The organism is Corynebacterium faecale (assembly GCF_030408735.1).
Taxonomy (GTDB): Bacteria; Actinomycetota; Actinomycetes; order Mycobacteriales; family Mycobacteriaceae; genus Corynebacterium; species Corynebacterium faecale.
The window spans coordinates 1,131,809-1,155,483 of record NZ_CP047204.1; the positions used below are offsets into that span (position 1 = coordinate 1,131,809).

The 23,675-nt window shown below is 59.4% G+C and carries 16 protein-coding genes and 4 pseudogenes; 14 read left to right on the plus strand and 6 right to left on the minus strand.

Going from position 1 to position 23,675, the window contains the following annotated elements; all coding sequences use genetic code 11:
* Positions 1-222 precede the first annotated feature (222 nt).
* The 6 genes and pseudogenes from CFAEC_RS05260 to CFAEC_RS05285 form a co-directional block, all read left to right on the plus strand.
* A complete protein-coding gene (locus CFAEC_RS05260) occupies positions 223-1,431 on the plus strand; it encodes a glycosyltransferase (RefSeq protein WP_290279441.1) in 1,209 nt (402 codons plus the stop codon).
* Between the two features lie 234 nt (positions 1,432-1,665).
* Positions 1,666-1,815 (plus strand): annotated as a pseudogene (locus CFAEC_RS05265) (IS3 family transposase); the annotation flags it as partial.
* 173 nt (positions 1,816-1,988) lie between these two features.
* Positions 1,989-2,501 (plus strand): annotated as a pseudogene (locus CFAEC_RS05270) (IS21 family transposase); the annotation flags it as partial.
* A 303-nt stretch (positions 2,502-2,804) separates the two neighbouring features.
* A complete protein-coding gene (locus CFAEC_RS05275; RefSeq protein WP_290279440.1) occupies positions 2,805-4,142 on the plus strand; it encodes an IS1380 family transposase in 1,338 nt (445 codons plus the stop codon).
* A gap of 445 nt (positions 4,143-4,587) precedes the next feature.
* Positions 4,588-5,984 (plus strand): annotated as a pseudogene (locus CFAEC_RS05280) (IS30 family transposase).
* 7 nt (positions 5,985-5,991) lie between these two features.
* Positions 5,992-6,248 (plus strand): annotated as a pseudogene (locus tag CFAEC_RS05285) (IS3 family transposase); the annotation flags it as partial.
* Between the two features lie 625 nt (positions 6,249-6,873).
* Here the strand turns inward: CFAEC_RS05285 and wecB are convergent.
* The gene (gene wecB, locus CFAEC_RS05290) at positions 6,874-8,025 is read right to left on the minus strand and encodes a non-hydrolyzing UDP-N-acetylglucosamine 2-epimerase (protein WP_290279443.1); all 1,152 of its coding nucleotides are present in this window, start codon (positions 8,023-8,025) and stop codon (positions 6,874-6,876) included.
* Between the two features lie 355 nt (positions 8,026-8,380).
* On the opposite strand from wecB, the gene CFAEC_RS05295 reads away from it, so the two are divergent.
* From CFAEC_RS05295 to CFAEC_RS05315, 5 genes are all read left to right on the plus strand, one after another.
* Positions 8,381-9,076: a hypothetical protein gene (locus CFAEC_RS05295; RefSeq protein WP_290279445.1), complete on the plus strand. Its 696-nt coding sequence runs from the start codon at positions 8,381-8,383 to the stop codon at positions 9,074-9,076.
* 285 nt (positions 9,077-9,361) lie between these two features.
* On the plus strand, positions 9,362-9,934 hold the full coding sequence (locus tag CFAEC_RS05300) for a DUF4230 domain-containing protein (RefSeq protein ID WP_290279447.1): 573 nt from the start codon (positions 9,362-9,364) through the stop codon (positions 9,932-9,934).
* A 349-nt stretch (positions 9,935-10,283) separates the two neighbouring features.
* The gene (locus CFAEC_RS05305; protein ID WP_290279812.1) at positions 10,284-10,991 is read left to right on the plus strand and encodes a sulfite exporter TauE/SafE family protein; all 708 of its coding nucleotides are present in this window, start codon (positions 10,284-10,286) and stop codon (positions 10,989-10,991) included.
* 263 nt (positions 10,992-11,254) lie between these two features.
* A complete protein-coding gene (locus CFAEC_RS05310) occupies positions 11,255-11,830 on the plus strand; it encodes an alternate-type signal peptide domain-containing protein (RefSeq protein WP_290279449.1) in 576 nt (191 codons plus the stop codon).
* A gap of 114 nt (positions 11,831-11,944) precedes the next feature.
* Positions 11,945-12,532, plus strand: coding sequence for a signal peptidase I (locus CFAEC_RS05315; protein WP_290279451.1), 588 nt, complete (start codon positions 11,945-11,947; stop codon positions 12,530-12,532).
* Between the two features lie 507 nt (positions 12,533-13,039).
* Here CFAEC_RS05315 and CFAEC_RS05320 read toward each other — a convergent pair.
* The 5 genes from CFAEC_RS05320 to CFAEC_RS05340 form a co-directional block, all read right to left on the minus strand.
* A complete protein-coding gene (locus tag CFAEC_RS05320; RefSeq protein WP_290279452.1) occupies positions 13,040-16,738 on the minus strand; it encodes a multifunctional oxoglutarate decarboxylase/oxoglutarate dehydrogenase thiamine pyrophosphate-binding subunit/dihydrolipoyllysine-residue succinyltransferase subunit in 3,699 nt (1,232 codons plus the stop codon).
* A gap of 142 nt (positions 16,739-16,880) precedes the next feature.
* Positions 16,881-20,624 carry an ABC transporter ATP-binding protein gene (locus CFAEC_RS05325; RefSeq protein ID WP_290279454.1) on the minus strand — a complete coding sequence of 1,248 codons (3,744 nt, stop codon included), beginning with the start codon at positions 20,622-20,624 and terminating at the stop codon, positions 16,881-16,883.
* A gap of 89 nt (positions 20,625-20,713) precedes the next feature.
* Positions 20,714-21,433: a hypothetical protein gene (locus tag CFAEC_RS05330; RefSeq protein ID WP_290279457.1), complete on the minus strand. Its 720-nt coding sequence runs from the start codon at positions 21,431-21,433 to the stop codon at positions 20,714-20,716.
* Positions 21,434-21,456: 23 nt separating this feature from the next.
* Positions 21,457-22,266: a shikimate 5-dehydrogenase gene (locus tag CFAEC_RS05335; RefSeq protein ID WP_290279460.1), complete on the minus strand. Its 810-nt coding sequence runs from the start codon at positions 22,264-22,266 to the stop codon at positions 21,457-21,459.
* A gap of 42 nt (positions 22,267-22,308) precedes the next feature.
* Positions 22,309-22,773 (minus strand): thioesterase family protein, encoded by a 465-nt coding sequence (locus CFAEC_RS05340; RefSeq protein ID WP_290279463.1) that lies wholly within the window; start codon positions 22,771-22,773, stop codon positions 22,309-22,311.
* Between the two features lie 176 nt (positions 22,774-22,949).
* Between CFAEC_RS05340 and CFAEC_RS05345 the strand changes: the two genes are divergently transcribed.
* The 3 genes from CFAEC_RS05345 to CFAEC_RS05355 all read left to right on the plus strand — a co-directional run bounded on the left by CFAEC_RS05345 (position 22,950) and on the right by CFAEC_RS05355 (position 23,580).
* Entirely contained in the window at positions 22,950-23,129 is a 180-nt protein-coding gene (locus tag CFAEC_RS05345; RefSeq protein WP_290279465.1) for a hypothetical protein, read from the plus strand.
* 65 nt (positions 23,130-23,194) lie between these two features.
* Positions 23,195-23,359, plus strand: coding sequence for a hypothetical protein (locus tag CFAEC_RS05350; RefSeq protein ID WP_290279467.1), 165 nt, complete (start codon positions 23,195-23,197; stop codon positions 23,357-23,359).
* The gene (locus CFAEC_RS05355) at positions 23,356-23,580 is read left to right on the plus strand and encodes a hypothetical protein (RefSeq protein WP_290279469.1); all 225 of its coding nucleotides are present in this window, start codon (positions 23,356-23,358) and stop codon (positions 23,578-23,580) included. Before CFAEC_RS05350 ends, CFAEC_RS05355 begins: the two co-directional genes overlap by 4 nt.
* Positions 23,581-23,675 lie beyond the last annotated feature (95 nt).

The following is a 23,675-nucleotide window of genomic DNA, read 5'->3' on the forward strand; positions in this document are numbered from 1 at the left end:
TGTCCACTACGACGTTAAGAAAGCCGCCCTGCACCGACGCCGTCCCGAGCACCCGGGACAGTTCGTCATACCGTGACCGGAAAGCCGGTTGCGGACAGCTCAGCAGCCCTGTCAACGGACTTCCCGTGAAGAATCCGGGTTAGTAAGGCCACGGCGCCGACAAATTGCAGTATTATCAAGGTCTCCCTAAAAATTCATTACGCCGACAGGAAAAGTGAGAAAATGGCAAAATTTATTGGACACACTAGATTCAGCTTATTTACCCCCGGAAAAAATACCTGGAAAGCAAGTAGACAAGCCGTATCAAATGAGGAGTATGCCGAATATTTGTACTCTACAGAGCGCCTAGATTTCAGGAAAAAAATCTTTCTAGAAACCTCCCTCCCACTCTTGGCGCAGGCCGCTGCAAATCACGACCTCAAACACGTAGTATCTTTCTCCTCCAACCTTCCTCAGCAATATAAAAAAGACCTGATTGATGCTGGAAAAAAATATGACTTTATAATTCTAGATGAACTGCCTCCAGAAACACCTGCCGTTAACTGGTTCGACAAAGCCAAGAATACCATCGAGACCGGTGAAGTATTTGCAACGTATCGCCTCGACGACGACGATCTGGTAAGTGTCAACTTCTTTAACCACCTTTCAAAGTATGTTGACGATGCATTTGTACAGATGATCGTGAGCTTCGGCAGCGGAATCACCGCTATATGGGATGGCTCACAATTTAAGAGGCCGAGTTTGATCCACAAACCACTGCTCGCCATTGGAATGGCGGAAATTAATAAGAAAATCGATGAAACTCAATTCTTAAGCCCTGCCAAAGGTTCAGGCTACAGTCACATGGTTGCTGACCGCGGCAATCCAGTGATTCTTGATTCACGTGGGCTCGATTTTTTCTGGACTAGATCCAACAATCAAGACACTCTCTACAAACAGGACACCAGCCTACAGCGGATCGCGGAAGTTAACTCGGAGTTGGAAAATGCCACTAGCGAACAGATTGAGTCCGCCTTCCCCGGTCTTGCCCCGCTTATGCGGTACCCCTCGATAATTCAACTCTCCGACAATTCCATCTCAGTGGATGATTCTACGAAATTTGAATTTCATGAACCTCAGCAGCAGTTCTCTATAGCTATCGAATATGAAGCGGACAGCGGCGTTCGAAAAGATTCATACCGCATCAGCTTCAAATTCGAGAACACCACTGAAAATCAGGCCATTGACGACCTTAGGGTACGTGGAATATCGAAATCAAAGGATCCTGAAATCGGTCACTTTAAGCCAGCAGATTTTAAAAAGGGGAACCACGTTGCGAGACTCTCAGTGGCTCTTCCTGATGGCTTCCTTTGTTCAAGCGTCAGAATAATCCGAAACGAAACTGAAGCCGGCCATGTGAACTTACGCAGTGTGAGTATTCAGGAGTTTTAGCCCGGATTCTTCATGAGAAGGCCGTCGGGAGGGCCGCTGACATGTCCACAACCGGCTTCCAGGTCACCGCATGAATAACTGCCCTGAACGCTCGGAAGGCGTTGATATGAGGCAGCTTTCTCACGGCCGGGGCGAATACAGGACGTCAGAAACAGAAAACAGTGCCAAGGGTTCAACAGCAAACGTCAGGACGGTGCCCGATCCTGATACCGACCCAACACACGCAAGGTCTATGGCCGGCGCAAACTCTGGAAGACCGCCATCCGTGACGGCATGATTATTGGTCGTGGCCAGGTCGAACGTTTGATGAGAATTACCGGTATTCGTGGTGTCGCCCGCGGGATGCACCGGAAGAGAACGACGGTGGCCAATCCCGCGGCCTGATCGACAAGTATGAATATTCGCTTTACTGGGGTCCGTCGATCGCGTGTCCGGGGGCCGGCGGGCTGAGGATGCATTCGTAGGCTTCGGGGCCACTCGTGATGCGCTTGGGGGCCACCACGCTTAGGCTCCTACCGCCGTGTGTATAGGGCACGCGGCGGAAGGAGCACGCAACCATGGTACGAAGGATCAGAGCGAAGCTGATACTCCAGCTCCGCGCAGAAGGGCTGTCCGGACGCGCAATCGCCGCCTCACAGGGCATGTCCCGAAAGAGCATTACCGCGGTGTTGGAAGCCGCCGACGCCGCCAGCGTCGGGTGGGACGACGTCGCCGACCGCCCCGAGGGCGAGGTGTATGAGCTGCTGTTTCCCGGCCGGGGCCAGCACCATAGTGTCTTCGCCCAACCGGACTGGGAGAAGGTTCACCGGGAACTGGCCCGGGTCGGGGTGACACTGAAGCTGCTGCACGGCGAGTACGCCGACGACTGCGCCGCCGCCGGCGCCGCGGCGATGGGCTACGACCGGTTCTGCCGGACCTATCAGCGCCATGTGCTGGTCACCGGGGCCGCGTCGCGGGTGGGGCACAAGGCCGCGCAAACCGTGGAGGTCGACTGGTCCGGGCCGACGATGACGCTGGTCGACCCGGTCAGTGGCTCCCCTGTGTGTGATCAACTCTTTGTAGGCCGGTTGAGCAACACATTCCGGCCGGATCAGCGGCTGGTTTCCCGCCGAAAGAGCACGCAAAACCTGCCATCCCACTGCACGCCCGTCACTAGCCAGTCGACAGGGCCCCGGGCGGGTACGCACTCGAAAACACGATCGCATTCACCCCAGGTGGTCGGGCCCGTGCCCCACCCTTGGTTCATGACCTAACCCGGGTTTTTCACGGTGACCGGTGGACACGGGCCCGCCAATAGAAGAAGTGACCCCCTGACCAGGTAAAATTTGGAGTTACCACGCTACAAATCACCAGTCAGAAAGGTCACCTTCAAGGTGAAGACTACCACCATCACCATCGGGGCTCCATCCCCACGCCAGATCTGCTCGAACGCCGGATTATTAGCCTTCGCCCGCACCGCCACCCACCTCGCCGTCACCGACACCATCGACGACGCGTTGACCGGCCAGCAGAGCCCGAACCTGACCCACACTGTCGGCTCCACCATGACCTCACTGGCACTGGCGTTGATCCTCGGCGCTGACGACGTCAGCGACATCAACCTGCTCGACCCGTTGGTGTCCACCGGGCTGATCACCCAGGTGCCGTCAGATTCCACGATCCACCGCCGCCACCAAGAACTCGCCGACCTCGGCAACAACGCACGCTCACCGTTGACGGCGGCGATGAAAACCATCCGCACCCGGGCATGGAACAAGCTCGGCCCCCGCAACCCGGCCACACGGGCCACAGTCGATAATCCCCTGGTCATCGACCTGGATGCCACCGAAATCACCGCGCATTCGGACAAGGAACTGGCGTCTGCGACGTGGAAGAAACACTTCGGTTTCCACCCGCTGTGCGCCTTTATCGACCTCGGTGACGACCACGGCGGGGAAGTACTGTCCATCAAGCTACGCACCGGCAAAGCCGGGGCCAACACCGTCGCCGATCACCTCGACGTCCTCGACGCAGCCCTGGCCTCATTGCCGGATCACGCGGACGGTCAGCCCTGGGGCAGGAGGTTGCTCATCCGCAGTGACGCCGGCGGCGGGACGAAAGGACTCATCGAGCACATTGAGTCCCTGGGGCATGGTTACCTGATGGGGTTTCGCGGCAGCGATGCGATCGGCATTATCGCTTCCACCACGGGCAAGGCGGCGAAGTCCCATATTCTGCGCCCGGACGGGGCACCTGCGACACTGGCCACCGGGTTCATCGCCGATATCACCGGACGCATCCAGACCTGGGCGCCGCAGCGCCCACCCAAGATCGGCATCAACCTGGACAACTACCCGGCCGGGATGCGGGTGATCATGAAAGCCGAGCACCCCGCCAGCGGCGCACAGTTGACGATCACGGATGTCGACGGGCGCCGCGTGCGATTGTTTGTGACCAACCTGACTGGCCAGCCCCAGCGCCTGGACCGGGCCTACAGTCGCCGGGGCCGGTGCGAGCAACGCATCAAGAACCTCAAAGACCTGGGATTATCCAAACTTCCGCATCATGGGTTCGGAATGAACCAGGCGTGGATCTTGTCGGTGATGCTGGCGCATAACCTCATCGTCTACACCGGCCTGATCGACAGCATTGCTGGTCACGGGCATGGGCATCGGTGGTGGGGATGGGAACCAAAAACGATTCGGGCCCGGACATCAGCATCGCCGCAGTGATCACCCGGCATGCCCGCCGACTGATCTTGCGGGTGGATCGGGCCGCCCCCTGGCAGTCGTTGCTGCGCACGGTGCTGGGACACCAACAGCACCGGGCACCGTCCTGACACAGCTGTTGACCCCCTTGGCACTGTTTCCTGTTCCTGCTGCCCTTGTCCACTACGACGTTAAGAAAGCCGCCCTGCACCGACGCCGTCCCGAGCACCCGGGACAGTTCGTCATACCGTGACCGGAAAGCCGGTTGCGGACAGCTCAGCAGCCCTGTCAACGGACTTCCCGTGAAGAATCCGGGCTAATATGCGCACACCGTTGGTGATCAACGCGCTGGCTATGGCCCATGATCATGGCCGTCTCCATCCTGAAGGCGCGATTTTTCACTCCGATAGAGGATCGCAAGGCGAATTCAACTGGTCGTCGCAACACCTTGATGTGATGGAGGTGTGTGATGGTACGTCGTCAAACCGATGCGGATCAAGCGGTGCGGCATCCGATGCGTTCTCCTGGACGCCCGGCCCCGCGACGTGAGGTCGAGCGGGAATTCTGGAAGAAGATCGCTGACGGGGTTTCCAGTGATGACGCCGCGGTTGCTGTTGGTGTGTCGGCGCCAGTCGGGCCCCGGTGGTTCCGCCAAGCTGGAGGTATGGCTCCCATGAATCTTTCCCCACCTGCTGGTCGGTATCTGTGCTTTGCCGAGCGTGAAGAGATCGCACTGTTAAACATTCAACGCATCGGGGTCCGAGACATCGCCCGAAGGCTCGGGCGCGATCCCGGGACTATTTCCCGGGAGCTGCGGCGTAACGCCGCCACCCGTGCCGGGCAGGTGGAATACCGGGCATCAGTGGCGCAGTGGAAAGCCGAGAATGCCGCCCGGCGGCCCAAACAAGCAAAACTGGTGGCCAACCCTGCGTTACGTGACTATGTGCAACAACGCCTTGAGGGCAACGTGAAAATGCCCGATGGAACCGTGATGGATGGGCCCGCCGCACCGGAGTGGAAGGGACGAAACAAGCCACGCCGAGCGGACCGTCAATGGGTGGCCACGCTGGAGCCCGGAACAGATCTCCCACCGTCTCAAGCTTGATTTCCCTGATGATGGCGCCATGCGGATTAGTCATGAAGCGATCTACCAGTCACTGTTTATCGAAGGACGTGGCGCGCTCAAGCGCGAGTTGGTTGCGTGTCTACGTACCGGTCGAGTCTTAAGGAAACCACGACAGCGTTCGCGCAACAAACCGCAAGGCCACGTCACAGATGATGTCGTGATCTCTCAGCGTCCCGCCGAGGCAGCGGATCGCGCGGCACCTGGCCACTGGGAAGGCGATCTCATCATCGGCACACACCAGTCTGCGATCGGCACATTGGTTGAGCGCAAGAGCCGCTTGAGTGCTGTTGGTGCACCTGCCACGACTTGAGGGGTATGGGCAGCAGGAGCGTATAAATAATGGGCCTGCTTTGGCTGGTCACGGTGCGGTCGCGATGGCTGATGGACTGACTCGATCACTGGGCAAGGTTCACCAGAAACTGCGCAAGACGCTGACGTGGGATCGGGGCACCGAATTGGCGGAGCATCCCAGATTCACGTTCGAGACTGGGACTAAGGTGTATTTCGCTGATCCTCATTCCCCCTGGCAGCGTCCCACGAACGAGAATACCAACGGGCTGTTGCGCCAGTACTTTCCCAAAGGAACTTATTTATCGAGGTGGGGCGTTGAGGAGCTCGCCGCGGTGGCGTACACGCTCAATAGCAGGCCGAGGAAAGTTCTCGGCTGGAGAACCCCAGCCGAGGTGTTTGCAGAACAGTTACAATCAGTCGAAAGACCCGGTGTTGCGACGACCGATTGAATCCGCCCAATACACCTCCGGGGAGTTTCAGACGTGGTGTGCGGGCAACAAGATCACCCAGTCGATGGGAGTGACCGGGGTGTGCTGGGATAACGCAGTGGCGGAGAATTTCTTCTCTCACCTAAAGACCGAAATGTATCACCATTACGACTTTAAGAATCATCTGTCGGCCAGGACCGCGGTGATGGATTATATCGAGGTGCAGGTCACAACCTGTGCCGCCCGCATAGTAATAATAAGGGGCTGTCGCCGGCTAATGCTTAGGCCTCGTATCAGCAGCAGTATGGGTTAGCAGCAGCGTAAGAAGAAAAATCAATCAAGCTGTCTCAAAAACTTGACGAGCGCACGGTTCGCCGTCGAGACGCTCGGAGGAATCTCACCGTGCCCAGGCTGCATGGATATGCGGCCGCTGGTGGTCGAGTCCACGAACAGGTGGCTCTCATAGGGGCGAATATTCACTTGTCCATCGGCCTGGACCTGCAGGGCGACTTCAATCTGTGCCCAGATGCCGGATAGTCGAAAGGAGTGGAGTAGCGCATAAACCCGCCACCAGGAACCGTAGTGGGAGGGCACGTCCTCCCACCCTGATGCGACATCGGATGCCGTTGATGAGGTCCCGCAGACCGTAACGTCGTGGTCGACCGTACCGGGAAGAGGCTGGTAGCGGCGGTGCTAGGGGGGTACATTGAGTATCGGTGAGGTCGTTGACGAGTCTCAGCGTTTAGGGGGGAGATGAGGCCTCCTGTGTTCGGTGTGGTGAGTTCGTACCCTCCTCACTACACCGAGGCGTGCCCTCATTTCCAGCCACCACGCCGACCCCGACTTTCGCAACAGGACCTAATACCTGCTGTTTGGCGACATCCCCACTCAGGTACATAGTTGAGAGAATTTAATGTTCTGGTTTGAACTCTGCAATACGCTCGCCCACTCCAGTCAGCTCCGCAATCGCAGCTACCGCGCGTTCCGCTGCCCGGCCATCCCCATAAGGGTTCACAGCGTTAGCCATTGCAGTATATGCAGACTTGTCGTCGAGAAGCTTCTTTGTTTCATCGATGATGCGCTGTCGGTCGGTGCCGATCAGCAAGACGGTGCCGGCTGTGACTGCTTCTGGGCGCTCGGTGTTCTCACGCATGACCAGAACTGGTTTACCGAGGCTAGGCGCTTCTTCCTGCACGCCGCCAGAGTCGGTGAGCACGATCTCCGCGCGGGCCATAAGTTTGGTGAATTCATCGTAGGGGAGTGGATCAGTGATGATCACGTTGTCATTTGCCTCGACATGGGGAGACACTGCCTGACGGACCTTTGGGTTCAAATGCAGCGGCAAAACGAAATTGATGTCAGGATATTCCTGAGCCAAGTCATTGATTGCTTTACCGATTTCGGTCATGTCTTCGAGATTCTCACGGCGGTGGGTTGTCACAAGAACCATTCGGTTTTCACTGGCTGCGGCTTCCGCGAGGATCGGTGACGTGAATTCTGTGTCCCAGCTGGCTGCCTGGAGCAGTGCGTCGATGACGGTATTGCCAGTCACAACTACGCTGTCAGGGTTGAACGCCTCCCGCAGGAGATTTGCCTTGGATTCTGAAGTGGGAGCCAAGTGCAGGGATGCGACCTGGCCGATGATGCGTCGATTAGCTTCTTCGGGGAATGGCGACTGGATGTTGCCGGTGCGCAGGCCTGCTTCAAGGTGGACAACGGTTACTCCGCGCTGGAAACCTGCCAGGGCAGCTGCCATGGCGGTTGAGGTATCGCCCTGGGAAACGATGACGTCAGGCTCTTCGGCCAGGATGATGCCATCCAGACCAGCAACTGCACGGGAGATGATTTCATTGAGGGACTGGCCTGGTTTCATGAGCCCGAGGTCATGTGCAGGTTGGATGCCGAACATCTTGTTCACCTGCTCAAGCATTTCCTTATGCTGGCCAGTGGAGACGGCGATTGATACGAATCGATCGTCATCCTGAAGTGCAGAGATCAGCGGTGCGACTTTAATCGCTTCCGGCCTGGTGCCGTACACGGTCATAACCTTGGGCTTGTTCATTCGTTTCCAATCAAAACAGGTTGCTCACTTGAAGTTCACCGACATTGGTAGGGAACCTAGTGACAGTCTATTGGTCCGGACACTGGTCGGCTAATTAAACCTTCATCTTTTTGGCAGCTGGATCACAGGTGGGGGTGGGTATAGGGGCAGACAATGAGCTCTACGGTAAGCGATTAAATTGATAAACTTTCTCGCTTCTCCAGCTGATGAAGCGGCCAGCGTGAATTCCAGAAATCTAGGTCCCCTCAGGCGTACTGTGTGGTCTCTCCAGCGCGATCGGTTGAATTTACCGTGCATAATCTCTTGACCAAGCATTTAATCAGCATTCTGTGAGGACGGGGTACTGTAATTCCTTATGAGATGGAAGGGTCTGAAGTGTGCGGTTCTGGGTCTGGTTGCGGTCGTGGGGGCGGCTGGAATAACCGCATGCGGTGCCACCGGCACTGACCGGTTTGAACCGGGTGTTCCTGAGATCAGGGATACCCAGGAGACCATTCACATCGCTGTGGACCCTGAGTCCGCGGAGCAGTGGGTGTTGAGCAAGCTCTATGAAACAGTTTTTGATAACCGTCAACGCTTTGCTGTGCTGCGCCTTGACCCGGATTTCCTCGATGTTCCTTTCGGCGGTCTTGATGAAGGCACCGTTGATCTGGTGGTGGGTTGTACCGGTGCCTTCCTGGAGACTGTGAATCCGGTATTGGCAGAAGAACTGACCAAGGAGTACGTCGCTGCGCGTGAGCAGGGGGGCTCGGATTTGAATTCTGGTGAATGGCGCGACCGTACCTATGCGGCATTGCTTTCATCTCTTCCCGAGCACCTGGCAGCTGGTGATCCCTCCAATGCGGAGAGCTGCGGCAATGCGAATGATCTTCCGCAGAATGTGGTTCCGATATTCCGCAAACCTGCTTTCGTCCGTTCTGATCGTGAGATTCTGAACTGGGTGAGTGGGGCGATCACCACCGGTGAGTTGGAGGAGCTGGTGGATCTGGCCCGTGAAGAAGGAAGATCAGCTGAGGTGGTGGAGGCGTTTATCGCTTCCAAAGGGGGTTAGTAAAGCGGTGGCCCCTGATCCCCTCACACCCTGATCCCTTTGCGCCCTGTCGGGTGGTAGAGGAGGTGACGTTGGTCTCCAAAATGGCTTCTACCTGAGGTAATTGCGCCTCGCGCAGCCAGGCAAGCTTGGTGTGGCTCAAATGTAGTGGATATGATCACGGATGGAGGCTTCTTCACTCCATCCATCTCATCGTTGACCCACGGGTGTCACGCATTTCAGAAAAGCAGGTAGCAGCGGATCATGCTGGCGTTGCCAAGGTTTCTCAGGTTAATCGTCCTCGTTGTGGCCATTGGTGTGACCGTGAGCGTGACGCTCATGTTTGTCAACGATGACGATGATTCAGCTTTTGATAGCAGCCGGGATTCACAGGTCATCTCAGCCTTGGAGCTCAAGAATGAAGTGTCGCTGATCAGTGCCAGCACTCAGGGGGTTCACGAGGTGGAGAATTTCGGCACGATCTTCGGTGACCGCCGGAGGTGGGGAAGCACGAAGAGTGCCCTGATCGAGTACAGCTACAAGAGCAAACTCGGTTTCGAGGGTGAAGAAGTCAACATCAATCCGACACGTGACAACCGCTATGAGATCGTCATCCCTGAATTCAAACTCATTGGCCACGAGGATATTGCCATGAGGACCGTCGATGAGCGGACAGGTTGGCTCAGTTTCAATACTGATGATATCGATGCCGGTGCTGTGGTCACCCAGATCATGACGGAGCAGAAGATCGAAGAACTGATTGACGGCAACCGGGAACTTCTTGAACTGCAGGCGGAAAAATTCTATCGGGGGCTTCTGCTTGAGGTTGATCACGACGTAGAGCTGGACTTCAAGTTCCAGGGAGCGCGCAGCGTCTGATAGGCGGCCCGCCGGCAATTCGCGGAAATAACACGCCCTCTAATGAGGGGCTGTGTGTGACTGCAGCTTCTCATTGGAAGTCCACGACCGTGGTCTTCTCAGTCAAATGAGAAAGGGCAACATCATGTCTGCGAATAATAATTATGGCCTGGGAAGTTTCCTGTTGGATGTACTGATGGCAATTGTCACCGGAGGGTTCTGGCTCATCTGGGTGTTCATCCGGGAAATGCGTCGAAAGTGAACGCTTAACCGCTAAGCCCTCGGCGCCTCACTCATCCGGTGATCAACCGTGTGGGTGAGGCGCCGAGTGATAACTGTCAGCACGTGGGTAGGCTGCACCGGTGTGGAAATGATTATCATCGGCGTGCTGCTCTTTGTTGCAGCATGCGTGCAGGGCTCGATCGGTTTCGGACTGGGGATGTTGGCGGCGCCGATCATCGCTTTGATCCGGCCGGATCTGCTTCCCGGGCTGATTTTGTTGCTGGCCTTCGGGTTCTCCATCGCCACGTGGGTGCGTGAGCGGGGAGCGGTGGAATGGCCGGTGGTAGGGTGGTCGCTGGTGGGACGGGTGCCTGGATCCATGTTGGGTGCGTGGGCGGTGGTGGCCCTGCCACTGGTGGGGTTGAAGATTGTGTTGGCGGTGGCGGTGATTGTGGGAACTGTCAGCAGCATTATCGGATGGCGGCCCGGGCATGGGCGCCGTAATTCTGTGGCAGCTGGTGCGGTGGGTGGTTTCCTGGGAACGACCACCGCTATCGGTGGTCCACCCCTGGCGTTGATCATGCGGTCCATGCCCGTGGAGCGTGTGCGGGGAACGCTGTCGGTGTGTTTCGTGGTGGGCAGTGCGATGTCGATCGGGTTGTTGGTATCCGCGGGCGCCCTGGGATGGGAGCACATTCGTGTGGCGTTGATTTTCGCGCCGGTTGCCATTGCTGGGTTCTTGCTGTCAGGACTGGTAAATAGATATCTGGATACCAAGGCGGTGTACCGGGGGTCGGTGGCGGTGTCGTTGGTTGGTGCGGTGGCGGTGATTCTGCAGGCAGTGGGGGTTGTATAACTTACGGGTGTGCAGAGTGTGACTGATAAATCCGACGTTTTCACGGTGATCTAAATAACACCTATCCAGGCTTTATTCAGCTTTCTTTTATGCATCTTCTCTTGTAGCGTTAAATACGGGAAGTCCCAAGGAAATTAATTCCACTTGGGGCTGCACACTAGAGTAAAAACAGACTGCATTCCAAGATTGGCTTCCCAATGATGGCTCTGCTTAGTCCGGATGGCGGGCTGGGCAGGTGGATTCTTTGCGGAAGGAAGATCAAAATGAAGAAGATTACCAAGGGTGCGATTGCGGCCGGTGCTGCAGCGCTCCTCCTCGTTGGCGGCGGCGGAACCTTCATGTCGTGGAACGATGACATTGGGATGGAGGGAAATGGAATTAATGCCGGTACCCTTTCGCTCGAAGCGGCGGAAGAAGGCCAGTGGTCACTGAATGGAGGCCCTGAATTCCAGGATGTGTCAACAGTGACAATTGTTCCGGGTGACGTTCTTGAATTCACTCAATCAGTCACCATCGCCGCCACCGGCGATAACATCCAGGGCACGCTCACTCTGCAAGACGGGTCAATCACCGGTGCGGGAGGTCCAGACAGCGCAGATGCTCAACTGGCGACGGCACTCACTGAGGGGGCTGCCTATTCCGTCGCGTCTACTTCTGGCGGTCTAACGGGTACTGACGGCGTCCTCTCGTTCTCAGGTGAGGGAACGTATGAAGCCGACCTGTCTGTAGTCCTGGATTTTGCTTTCGATTCTGTTGATGGACAGGAAGCGCAGAATGGAACCGTTGATCTGTCCGGGGTGGGACTGGTGCTCCAGCAAACTGATGCGAGTCAAGTCTAGAAAAGTTGCCTTGTGGTTCTGATGTTCACCCCTGCCAGCTCTCCCTGGCGGGGGTGAACTATTTGTCCAGTCAAGGCCCGTCCCGTCGAGTAATCCTTTATGGAGCCAGCAATCGTGGAACAAAACCAGACCAAGTTGAGATCAGTTGTCAGCGCGATCTGGAACGGTCTCAGCACCGGAATCAGCATCCTGGTGGTGGCAGTGGCAGCATTGGTTATTGCTGTCCCGGCGGCAGCGGGCGGTATGCCTCTGACCGTCCTCAGTGGGTCGATGCGCCCCTCATATGAACCAGGGGATCTGGTGGTGATCAGGCCGAAAGATCCTCGGGAGATCGGGGTGGGGGAGGTGATCACCTATCAGGTGCGGTCGGGGGAGTCGGAGCTGATCACCCACCGGGTGATCGAGAAGAGCTCCGCCACGGATGGGTCCGTCTCATTCATTACACAGGGCGATGCCAATGATGTCCCTGATGCGACCCCCATCAGGGATGTCCAGATCCATGGCACCGTCTGGTACCGGATACCACTGTTGGGCTGGGTGAATGACTGGTTCACCGGGGATACACGCCGGATTGTGGTGCCCGCGGTTGCCGGAATCCTTCTTCTCTATGCGCTGTGGAACGTGGTGTCCGGGGTGCGCGAACGGGGGAGGGAGAGGGGCGTCGCAAAGCAGGGTGGCCAAGTCCAGCACACTGCAGCCTAGAATGGCGGGCGTTACAGGACCCGCTGCCTATACGCGCGACGCTGTTCGCCCTGCGCTGGCAACATGGTCTGACGGAGTTAACCGGCGCCCGAGGGACAGATTATCTCCCCGGTAGTGTGGTGGCCACGCCCGTTCTGATCCTTCAGCAAGCCAAGTGGCAGGATGAGAGCAACCCGGTGCTGACCCTGACCGCAACGCACAATAGCCCGATGTGCATGGGCACAATTACATGCCATGGCCGGTGAAGAATTCATGGTGGGATCAGAGGCCGCACTTAAACCGCTCTATGACCTGGCCCGGTGAATCAGCGGTTGATAGCAGGTGGATACCAGGCCTGGTGCCGCAGGGCGTTTCTGTCCACGCACTCACAGCTGATGTTCTAGTCCACACAACCTCCGGGGCGGCCCGTCCAGAACCCTGACACGGCAAAACCAAACCCCGCCCCTGCACCAGGAAACTTGCGGTGCGGTGGCGGGGTTTAACTCAGGTCAGCCAGTGATCAGCAGCTTAGACGGCGAAGGCGTCGTCGAGGAGCTTCTGCTGTTCGATGGTGTGGACCTTGGAGATACCGGTCGCGGTCGAGGACTGGGAGCGGCGGGAAACGCGGCGCATCGGGAGCATGCCCTCGATGAGGGTGGGCAGGTGCTCCTGGTAGAACGGCCATGCACCCTGGTTCGCCGGCTCATCCTGGACGAAGAGGATCTCTTCGGCGTTGGGGTAGCCGTCGAATGCGTCCTTGAGGCGGTTGAACGGGATCGGGTGGAGCATCTCGATGCGGACGATGGCCACGTCGTCGCGGTTGTCCTTCTCCTTGCGCTTGGCCAGTTCGTAGTAGACCTTGCCGGAGCACAGCATGATCTTCTTGACCTTGGAGGCATCTGCCACGTTAGGATCATCGATCACGGACTGGAAGCGGGTGACCTCGGTGAAGTCCTCAGGAGCAGAGGCCGCGGCCTTGTTGCGCAGCATGGACTTCGGGGTGAACACAACCAGTGGGCGCTTCATCTTGCCCAGTGCATGGCGGCGCAGCAGGTGGAAGTAGTTCGCCGGGGTGGTCGGCTGGGCGATGGTCATGGAACCCTCGGCGCACAGCTGCAGGAAGCGCTCGATGCGTCCTGAGGAGTGGTCCGGGCCCTGGCCTTCGTAGCCGTGTGGCAGCAGCAGAATCACAGAGGAGGTCTGGCCCCACTTGGCTTCACCGGAGGAGATGTACTCATCGATGATGGTCTGGGCACCGTTGGCGAAGTCGCCGAACTGTGCTTCCCAGGCCACCACGGCGTCCTCGTTGCCCACGGAGTAGCCATATTCGAAGCCCATGCCGGCGTACTCGGTCAGTGCGGAGTTGTACACCAGGAACTTGCCGTCGCCCTTGGACTGGGCCAGCTCGTTGAGGGGGTTGAATTCCTCAGCGGTGTTGGGGTCAATGGCCACGGCGTGGCGCTGAGTGAAGGTTCCACGGCGGGAATCCTCACCGGCCAGGCGGACCAGCTTGCCCTCGTTGGCCAGGGAGCCGAAGGCGAGCAGTTCGCCCCAGCCCCAGTCGATGCCACCTTCGGTGACGGATGAGGTGCGCTTCTTGGCCACCGGTGCCACACGTGGGTGGTAGGAGAAGCCCTCTGGGGTGTTGGCGAATGCCTGACCCAGCTCAACGAGCTCCTCGCGGGTGATGTTGGTGTCCAGTCCGCGGGTGAGTTCCTGGGAGGCGGTGATGCCGATCTGCTCTTCCGGCTGCTTCTTGCCGGCTTCCTTGACCTCGTTGAACACCGATTCCATCTGATCGTGGAAGTCGCGGACAACAGCTTCGGCGTCATCAGAGGTGAGATCGCCACGGCCGAGGAGGTCCTCGGTGTAGCTGGCACGGACGGAGTCGCGGCCGGTGATCAGCTCGTACATCTTCGGCTGGGTCATGGAAGGATCATCAGCTTCGTTGTGGCCGCGGAGGCGGTAGCAGACGAGGTCGATGAAGACATCCTTGCCGAAGCGACGGCGGTACTCGGTGGCCAGCTGGCCGACCCAGACCACTGCCTCAGGGTCATCGCCGTTGACGTGGAAGACCGGGCAGCCGAACGCCTTGGCGTAGTCGGTGGCGTAGTGCATGGAGCGGCTGGAATCCGGGGTGGTGGTGAAGCCGATCTGGTTGTTCACCACGATGTGGATGGTGCCGCCCACATCATAACCGCGCAGGGCTGCGAGGTTGATGGTCTCAGGAACAATGCCCAGGCCTGCGAAGGCTGCATCACCGTGGAGGAGCAGTGGGACAACGGTGTAGCCGTCCTGGCCCTTGTCCAGGATGTCCTGCTTGGCGCGGACGATGCCCTCCATGACCGGGTTGACGGCCTCGAGGTGGGATGGGTTGGCGGTAAGGGAGACCTTGATCTCGCCGTCGCCGAACATCTGCAGGTGGGTGCCTTCGGAACCGAGGTGGTACTTCACGTCACCGGAGCCACCGATCTGGCCCTGTTCCATCTGACCTTCGAACTCGTTGAAGATCGAGGCCAGTGGCTTGCCCACGATGTTGAACAGCACGTTGAGGCGACCACGGTGTGGCATGCCGATGACAACCTCGTCCAGGCCCTGGCCTGCTGCGGTGTCGATGGCGGAGTCCATCAGCGGGATCAGTGCCTCTGCACCTTCGAGGGAGAAGCGCTTCTGACCGACGTACTTGGTCTGCAGGAAGTTCTCAAAAGCCTCAGCGGCGTTGAGCTTCTGCAGGATGTACTTCTGCTCAGCGGCGGTGGGCTTCGGCATGCCGGCTTCGAGGCGGTCCTGCAGCCAGGTGCGCTCGTCGCGGTCGAGGATGTGGGTGTATTCGGAGCCGACCTTGAGGGTGTAGGCGGCGCGGAGGCGGCTGAGCACCTCGCGCAGGGTCATGGTCTCCTTGCCACCGAAACCACCGACGTGGAAGGTGCGGTCCAGATCCCAGAGGGTCAGACCGTGGGTCTCAATATCCAGGTCGCGGTGATCTGGAACAGGCATGCCCGGCTGGACCCATGGGAGTGGGTTGGTGTCGGCGATGAGGTGGCCGCGTGAGCGGTAGGCCTCGATCAGCTGCATGACGCGGGTGTTCTTGTCCACACCGGTGTTCGGCAGATCCTGTGCCCAACGCATCGGGGTGTAGGGAACCTGCATCTCATCGAAGATGTGATCCCAGAAGGCATCATCCACGAGCAGCTGGGACATGGTGCGCAGGAATTCACCGGACACGGCACCCTGGATCACGCGGTGATCGTAGGTGGAGGTGATGGTGACCAGCTTGCCCACACCGAGCTCAGCCAGGCGGTCCTCGGACGCACCCTGGAACTCTGCCGGGTAATCCATGGAACCGACACCGATGATGGTGCCCTGGCCCTTGGTCAGGCGTGGGATGGAGTGGCGGGTACCGATGCCACCCGGGTTGGTCAGGGAGACGGTCACGCCCTGGTAGTCATCCATGGTCAGCTTGCCCACGCGGGAGCGTGCCACGATGTCCTCATAGGCATCCAGGAACTCGGAGAAGGACATGTTCTCGGTTTCCTTGATGGCTGCAACCACGAGCGCGCGGGAGCCGTCCTTCTGAGGCAGGTCAATGGCCAGGCCCAGGTTGATGTGCTCCGGGACGATCAGGGATGGCTTGCCATCAATGATGTCGTAGGAGTTGTTCATATCCGGGTGGGCCATGACAGCCTTCACCATGGCGTAGCCGATGATGTGGGTGAAGGAGATCTTGCCGCCGCGGGTGCGCTTGAGTTGGTCATTGACCATGGCGCGGTTCTCAAACATGAGGCGCGCAGGCATGTCGCGGACAGAGGTCGCGGTGGGGACCTCAAGGGAAAGGTCCATGTTCTTCGCGATGGACTTGAAAATGCCCCTGAGTGGGGTGGTTCCCGGCTCAGGCTTGGCAGCTGTCTTGGACAGGGGAGACTCCTTGGCCTTCTTGACTGGCTTGGTGGCTTGCTTAGCAGGTGCCTGCTTGGCGGCTGGCGCTGGCTGGGCGGCCTTGGCGGCAGGGGCAGCCTTGGTTGCTGGCTTGTCCGAAGCGGAAGACTGCGCCGGTGCCGCCTTCTTGGCTTCAGGGGTGGCGGGGGTAGATTCCGAGCCCTGAGGGTCCCCCTGAGACTCGAAGAGATCCCTCCATTCCTTGTCCACGGACTGAGGGTCCTTCTGGAACTGCTGGAACATCTCATCTACCAGCCATGCATTCTGGCCGAAAGTACTAGCGCTGCTCACGGCAGGTACTCGCCTCTTTTCCTTGCTTCTTGAGGGTTTTGCTTAGCTTTGTTTTATCCACTGTAACGCTGGTTGTCGGCACGAAGGCCTAGCACCCCAGTAATAGCACTTTTTTTGTGACAGTCTTTCTCAAAATATCCTGTCACCGCACTAAATGCCACATTGACGCGTAGGTTCCATTCGCTCCCAGTAGTTCATCGTGGGAACCGTCCTCAATGATACGTCCCCCGTCAACAACAAGGATGCGATCGGCCCTACTCGCTGTTGCGAGACGGTGCGCCACGATCACACTGGTGCGGTTTCGGGTCACCCGGTCGGCGGCGTTGAGAATAACCGTTTCGGTAGCGGGATCCAGGGTGGAGGTGGCCTCATCAAGGAGCATGATCTCCGGTTCAATCAACTCGGCGCGGGCCAGCGCGATCAGCTGCCGCTGCCCTGACGATAGTCCACGTCCGCGTTCACCCACCGGGTGGTTGAAACCTCCGGGGATGGCGGCGATGGCGGTCAGCGCGCCGACCCTGCGGGCCGCGGCTTCAATCATGCTTGTCGACGCCCCCCTCATTCCGTACCCGATGTTATCCGCCACCGTTCCGCTGAACAGGTGGGCCTCCTGTGGCACATGGCCGATTGCCCGGCGCCAGTCCCTGATGGGGAAGTCCCGGATATCGGTGCCCCCGGCCCGGATTTCTCCTGAGGTGGGGTCATAGAGTCTGGACAGCAGCTTGACGATGGTCGATTTCCCCGCCCCGGTTGATCCCACCACCGCGATGGTGGTGCCGGGCTGAATGCTCAGGTGCACCTGTTCGAGGATCGGGGTATCGGTGTAGGCGAAGGAGACGTCGACAAGCTCAAGCTCGTGGCGTGCCGCCGTGCGGGCGCCTCCGGTGGTGCCGGTGTCGGGGACGCTGGGTGTGGTGGCCAACAGCTCGCGGATGCGGCGGAAGCCGACCGCGGCCTGCTGGTAGCTGTCGAAGATCTGACTGAGCTGTTGGATGGGGCCGAACATCAATCCCATGTACAACACGAACGCCACGAGCACACCGGGGCTGAGTTCGCCGCGGGCCACCTGCCAGGCGCCGAGCCCGAGCACGATGGCCTGCGCGATCTCCGATAGCGCTGAGAGTCCGGGGAAGTAGATGGACACCGCTGTCTGTGAGTTCACCCGCAGACGACGGTATTCCTCGGCCTCCACCTGGAAATCAGCGTTCACGCGATCTTCCATGCCGTGCATCTGTGCGGTGCGCAGACCGGCGATGGATTCCTGGAAGGTGGCGTTGACCTGACTGATCTGTTCGCGGGACTGCGTGTACAGACGGGAGGAGATGCGGCGGAAGATGATGGTGATGACGATGATCACCGGCACCACGGCGAGTGCCGCCGCGGCGAGGGTGGCGTCGGTGATGGTCAGCATTGTCACCACACCCACCAGCGTGCCCACAGATACCACCGTCTGTGCCAGCCCGGTCTGGAGGAAGGCGGAGAGGTTATCAATATCCGTGGTCATCCTCGTCATGATGCGACCCGACATGGTGCGCTCGAAATAATCCATGCTCAGCCGCAAGAGGTGCACGAAGGAGCGCAACCGCAGACCGAAGAGAAGCCGCTCACCGGTGCGCGCCGTGAGGACCGTATTCACCGTGGCCGCAGCCCAACCGGTCAACACGACGGCTGCACCGGCACCCGCGATGATCCACAGGGTGTTGGTGTCGCGGGCCTGCACACCATTGTCAATGGCGATGCGCATCAGTGTGGGAAACGCCAGATCAGCAACCACACCGACCAGGAGCAGCGCGATCACCGCGGCGATGAGGAACCGGACCTGCCTGAACAGGCGACGCAATTCGAAGGGGCGGTGTTCATTTTTCAGGCGTGCGGTATCCACCAGGGGCTGCTCGGTTGCCGGGGGAAGTGCCTCCACCTGGGCGATCAGCTCCGGGGTGGCCGCCATGGAAGCACCGCGTCCACCGCCCCGGCCACCCGGCCCCGGTTGTCCGCTGCTGGCGCTGGTGATGATGCGGTACTGCTGGGTTTGCTCTGGCTGCGGTGGCCAGAGTTCCTCATGGCTGGGTTCATCGGTGCCATCGAGGGTGAATTCCGGATCCCCGGCCTCCTTGAACTCAATGGCCATCAGGTGCGCGAACCGTGGGTTGTGGTTCATCTCCTCCAGCGGCGCATAGGCGGTGAGGCGACCTTTCTCCACCAGGCCGACGCGGTCAGCCAATTCGAGGGAGGAATGACGGTGGGCGATCATGAGGATGGTGACATCGTCCAGCTCCTCACGGATGGCGCGGAAGATGCGGTCCTCGGTGGTGGCATCGATGGCTGAGGTGGCATCATCGAGCACCAAGACCCTGGGCCGTGCCAGGAAGGCACGCGCAAGCGCGATGCGCTGGCGCTGACCACCGGACAGGGTGAGTCCGCGTTCGCCGACCACCTCCAGGTAGCCATTGGGGAGCTTCTCCACAAACTCGTGGGCCTGCGCCATCTCCGCTGCATGCCGGACCTGCTCATCGGTGACATCCAGGCCCATGGCGATGTTGTCGCGGATGGTGGTGGAGTAGAGGAAGGGCTCGTCAAACACGGCGATGAGGTTGCGGCGGATCTCCGCAGAGGTGAGTCGGTCGAAGGGGATCGGTGTGTGGTTCGCGTCGAGGAACTCTACGGAGCCGTCATCCGGCTGGTAGAAATTACCTGCCAGCTGCACGGCCATGGTCTTACCCGCACCGGGTGGTCCGACGATGACGGAGGTCTCACCCGGCCGGATGGCCAGGTCCAGGCCGTTGAGAATGCCCCGGAAATGCACCTTGTTGAACCTCAATCCCAGGGGTTGATCGGTGGGAAGTGAGATCGGATCGGCCGGATTGCTGTGCTGGGGTGTGAGATCAATGACCTCGAACACCCGCTCTACCGAGGACAGCGCCAACTGGATGCGCATGAGCATGCCGGACAGGGACCTCGCCACCGCGGAGAGGCTCGTGAGATAGGCGGAAAACGCCACGAAGGTGCCCACCGTGATCTGACCAGTCATGGCCAGATAACCACCGCCGACGATGTTGACCACCAGGGCGATCTGCGGCAGCTGCTCCACCATGGGGATGAACCGTGCGGTCAGGCGTGCGGTGCGCATGCGTTGCGAATACAGATCACGCGCATTGTCCTCCAGGCGTTCCACCTCGCGGTCCTCCTGGACAAAGGCCTTCACCACCCGGATGCCAGAGACGGTCTCCTCCACGTGGGTGGCCAGATCCGCCGCCTTCTGCTGCGCCGACCACGTGGAGGCGAACAGCGCGCGCCGGGAATACGCCACGGTGAACAGCAACAGTGGCACCAGGATCAGGGCGATGATGGTCAGCGGCGGGGAGATCAACACCATGATCACCAGGGTGACCACCAGTTTCACCATGTTGCCCACGATCATCGGCATCATCGCCAGAAGACCCTGAACCTGATTGATATCAGAGATGGACCGGGAGACCACCTGGCCGGTGCGGATCTCATCCTGCCCGGGGCCATCCAGATGCTGCAGGGATTCCAGCACTTTCAAACGGATATCGTGCTGCACCCCGATGCTGAGTTTGCCCGCGGTGTACCGACGCCCGAACTGGGTGGCATAACGCGCCAGTGCCACCAGCACAATCAACACGATCACCGCCGTGATCATGCTGGTGCCGGTGGGAGTGAAGCGTTCAAGAAGAGAAGTGGTGGGATTATCCCCGGTCTGTCCCAGGGCGATATCAATGGCACCGCCGGTGAGCAGTGGCAGGGCGAGCTCGAACAGGGTGGCCAGCACCGCTGTGAGCAGGGTGATCGTGGTCAGGATCGGTCGTTCCCACGCGACGGTGATCAACTGACGCAGACGGTCGGGGTTGGAGGTGTGATTAGGCATATGGATGTGGGCCTTTCAGTTCAATGAGAGCCTCGGTGTGGGGGAATCCTTTCGTTGGGAGTAGGGACAATATGGTGGTGCTGAAAGCTTTAAGACCAGTTGGCCGGCACCGGACCAAGCGAGGTCTGGGCATTGCCGATCGCCTTGGCCGCCAGCTTGCGGTTGGCCAGGGTGCCGATCACCGCGCCGACACCAAGCGGCAGGATCTTGCCCAGCCACACGCCGCGGAACCGCTTACCCAGCCGTTTGATGGCCATGCGCAGCAGACGGCTGTTCACATCGGCCAGACCAGAGATGCTGAAACGCGAGATGCTGGCGGCAGGGGTTTTCCGGGTTTTGGAGATATCGCCCACGGCGGCATCCACCAGGGCGGTACCCTGGGCACCCAACAGAACCACCAGGATCAGGGCACGGCGGCGTTCCGGATGGCTGATGTCCACGCCACGCAGATGCGCGGAAGCCATGGTGTAGAACGCCACGGCATCCAGGAACACCAACGATTCCGCACCTACAGCGAGCGCACCGGTCATGAAACCGATGCCGGGGAAGGCCGCGGCCAGACCGACAGAGGCGCCGGAACCCGCGGCGATACGCTTGAGGTGCGCGTCCATCAGCTTCTGGATCTGTACTGGGGTGTGATCCGGGTTCTTCTTCTTCAACCAGGCCACATAACCCGCAATGGCACTGGTCTGCATATGGACAGCCTTGTCCAGTGCGGGGATCAGCAGTTTCCCGCCCATAGATGCGCCATCTTCAATGGCCTTGGGATCGGAATTAACGGCATCGGTGAAGGTGGTGGACTTACTCATGGTGGCGGGGGCCTCCTAATTCATCAGGGCTGGGCGTATTCCTCGGCGGCGATGATCTGTTCCCCGGTGGGGCGGACACCTGTGTAGAGGTGAAACTGCTCGGCTGCCTGGAGGGCGGTGACTTCGCCGCCGTCAATGGTCTTCTTGCCCTGGGACCGCGCGATCCTGATCAGCGGGGTCTCCACGGGGAGTGCGACACAGTCGAAGATGACATCAGCGCGGTCGATTTCGTCCTGTGCAAAAGATACAACGTCTTCATCGGGTCCATTCATTCCCAATGGGGTCACATTGACTAAAAGTCGTGCAGATTCGGGGACGGTGGCGGAGTACTCCCAGCCATACCGCTGGGCGAGTGCCGCGCCCGTGGTGTGGTTGCGTGCCACGACGGTGCCGGTGAGCCCGTGATCAGCGAGTGCCGCGATGACCGCATTGGCCATCCCACCGGAACCACGCAGGGCGACAGGCAGTGACGGGTCGATGTCATGGGTTTCCAGCAATTTGACCACCGCGGTGTAATCGGTGTTATAGCCGGTCAGGTGGCCATCATCATTGACGATGGTATTGACCGACCTGATCCTCTCCGCACTGGGATCGAGCACATCAATCAGCGGAATCACGTCACCCTTGTACGGCATGGACACACCCGCGCCACGGATGTTCAGCCCGCGGATGCCGGCCACCGCCGCGGTGATATCCGCCGGCGCGATGGCCTTGTACAGGTAGTTCAGGCCGAGTTCGGCATACAGCCAGTTATGGAACCGCACACCGTGGTTGGACGGACGGGCGGCGAGGGAAATGCACAGGGTGGTATCCCTGTCGACGTGATTGACCATGGACTGGATTTTATACCCTTTGTGCTTAACGCGTGGTTGCACCTAGATTGTGCGCGCGCCGAACCCCTCCGCCAGCTTGTTCACCGTGCCCGTGAACTGCTCCCTATCCACCAGGACCCGCTTGTGTGTGCCACGGCCCTGCACCGTCTCGCCCGCGGTGACCTCCACGGACCATTCAACAGAACGCTTGCCCACGCCTGTTACCTCCACCTTTACCTCCAACAGTGCGTCCTCTGTGGCAGGTGCATCATGAGTGATGTCCACACCCACGCCCAGCGAGATCGCGCCCTCGGGCAGGCTGGCCTTCAGGTGATCCATGCAGGCCCATTCAATGAGCCCGACGAAGAATCCCGTGGCAAACACCCTCGGCATGGCGGTGAACTCCTCCGACTCCGGGAACAGATCAGGCACAGCCTTGTTGCCGGGGACGGTGTAGCTGAAGGTGTGGGTATCCCCGACCTTGATCGAGCCGTGGTCAAGGAGATTGATGATCGTATTGGTGGTCATGGGCTCAAAGTGTACGTGCGCCAGGTCACATTCGTCAGGTTTTGGTGCACTGCGGGTGCCGGGGGACTGTGGTGGAATTTCCTTCCAGGGGAGGAAATATGAACGCAACCAGCTTGGACAAGAGAACCATCTTTTACACGGGGGAGTTCACTCCGGCGCACTAGAGGAAAGCCACGGTGTTGCTGCGCACCACAACAGGGATCGTGGTGGAGCGCAGGCACTGGGAGGGGCTGTCCCGGAAGGACCGGAGCAGGGGACGTACTGCCCTGACCGCCAAGCACACCGGTTTTCCACTGGTTGGGCGGGCAGCTGCCTTGATGCATGATCTCCCGCTGGCCGGGAGGAGCATTTCCTGACCTGGCAACGGGGCATCGGGGAGTACCGTCTGAGTGATACCACCAGGGCCGCCCTGGAAGGCTACGTGCAAGAGATGAAGGGGTTCGACGGGATCAAAGCAGCCCGCCCCGCAGTAAATCTGGCCACACCCTGGTCGGAGAACCCCCGGGAATCACTGGTCAAAGTAGAGATGTTCCAGGCGGGTCTCCCGGCCCCACTCCAACAGGTGGAGATCTCCTCGGTCGGTTGAATTTCCTCTTCCAGGACATCAGTCTCGCCGTTGAATATGACGGCGCAGGTAAACACAATGGGCAGTTCGGTATCGATCCCCTGACTGCGCTCAGGAGTGAATTCACCCACCGGCAGGGGATGAACAGGCTTATCGAGCAACACCGGCGGATGTCCAAGGTCCTGCGCCCCTATCCACCCCACCTGAGGAAGGCTGCGGGGCGAGCCTGGCGGGAGGGGTAGTGACCTGAGACCGGGAGTAAAAGCTGGAGATCTCCAGGTTTTACACTTCCCCTTCTCCCTGCCCCGGATTTCCGTGATCCTCCCCACCGGTCACC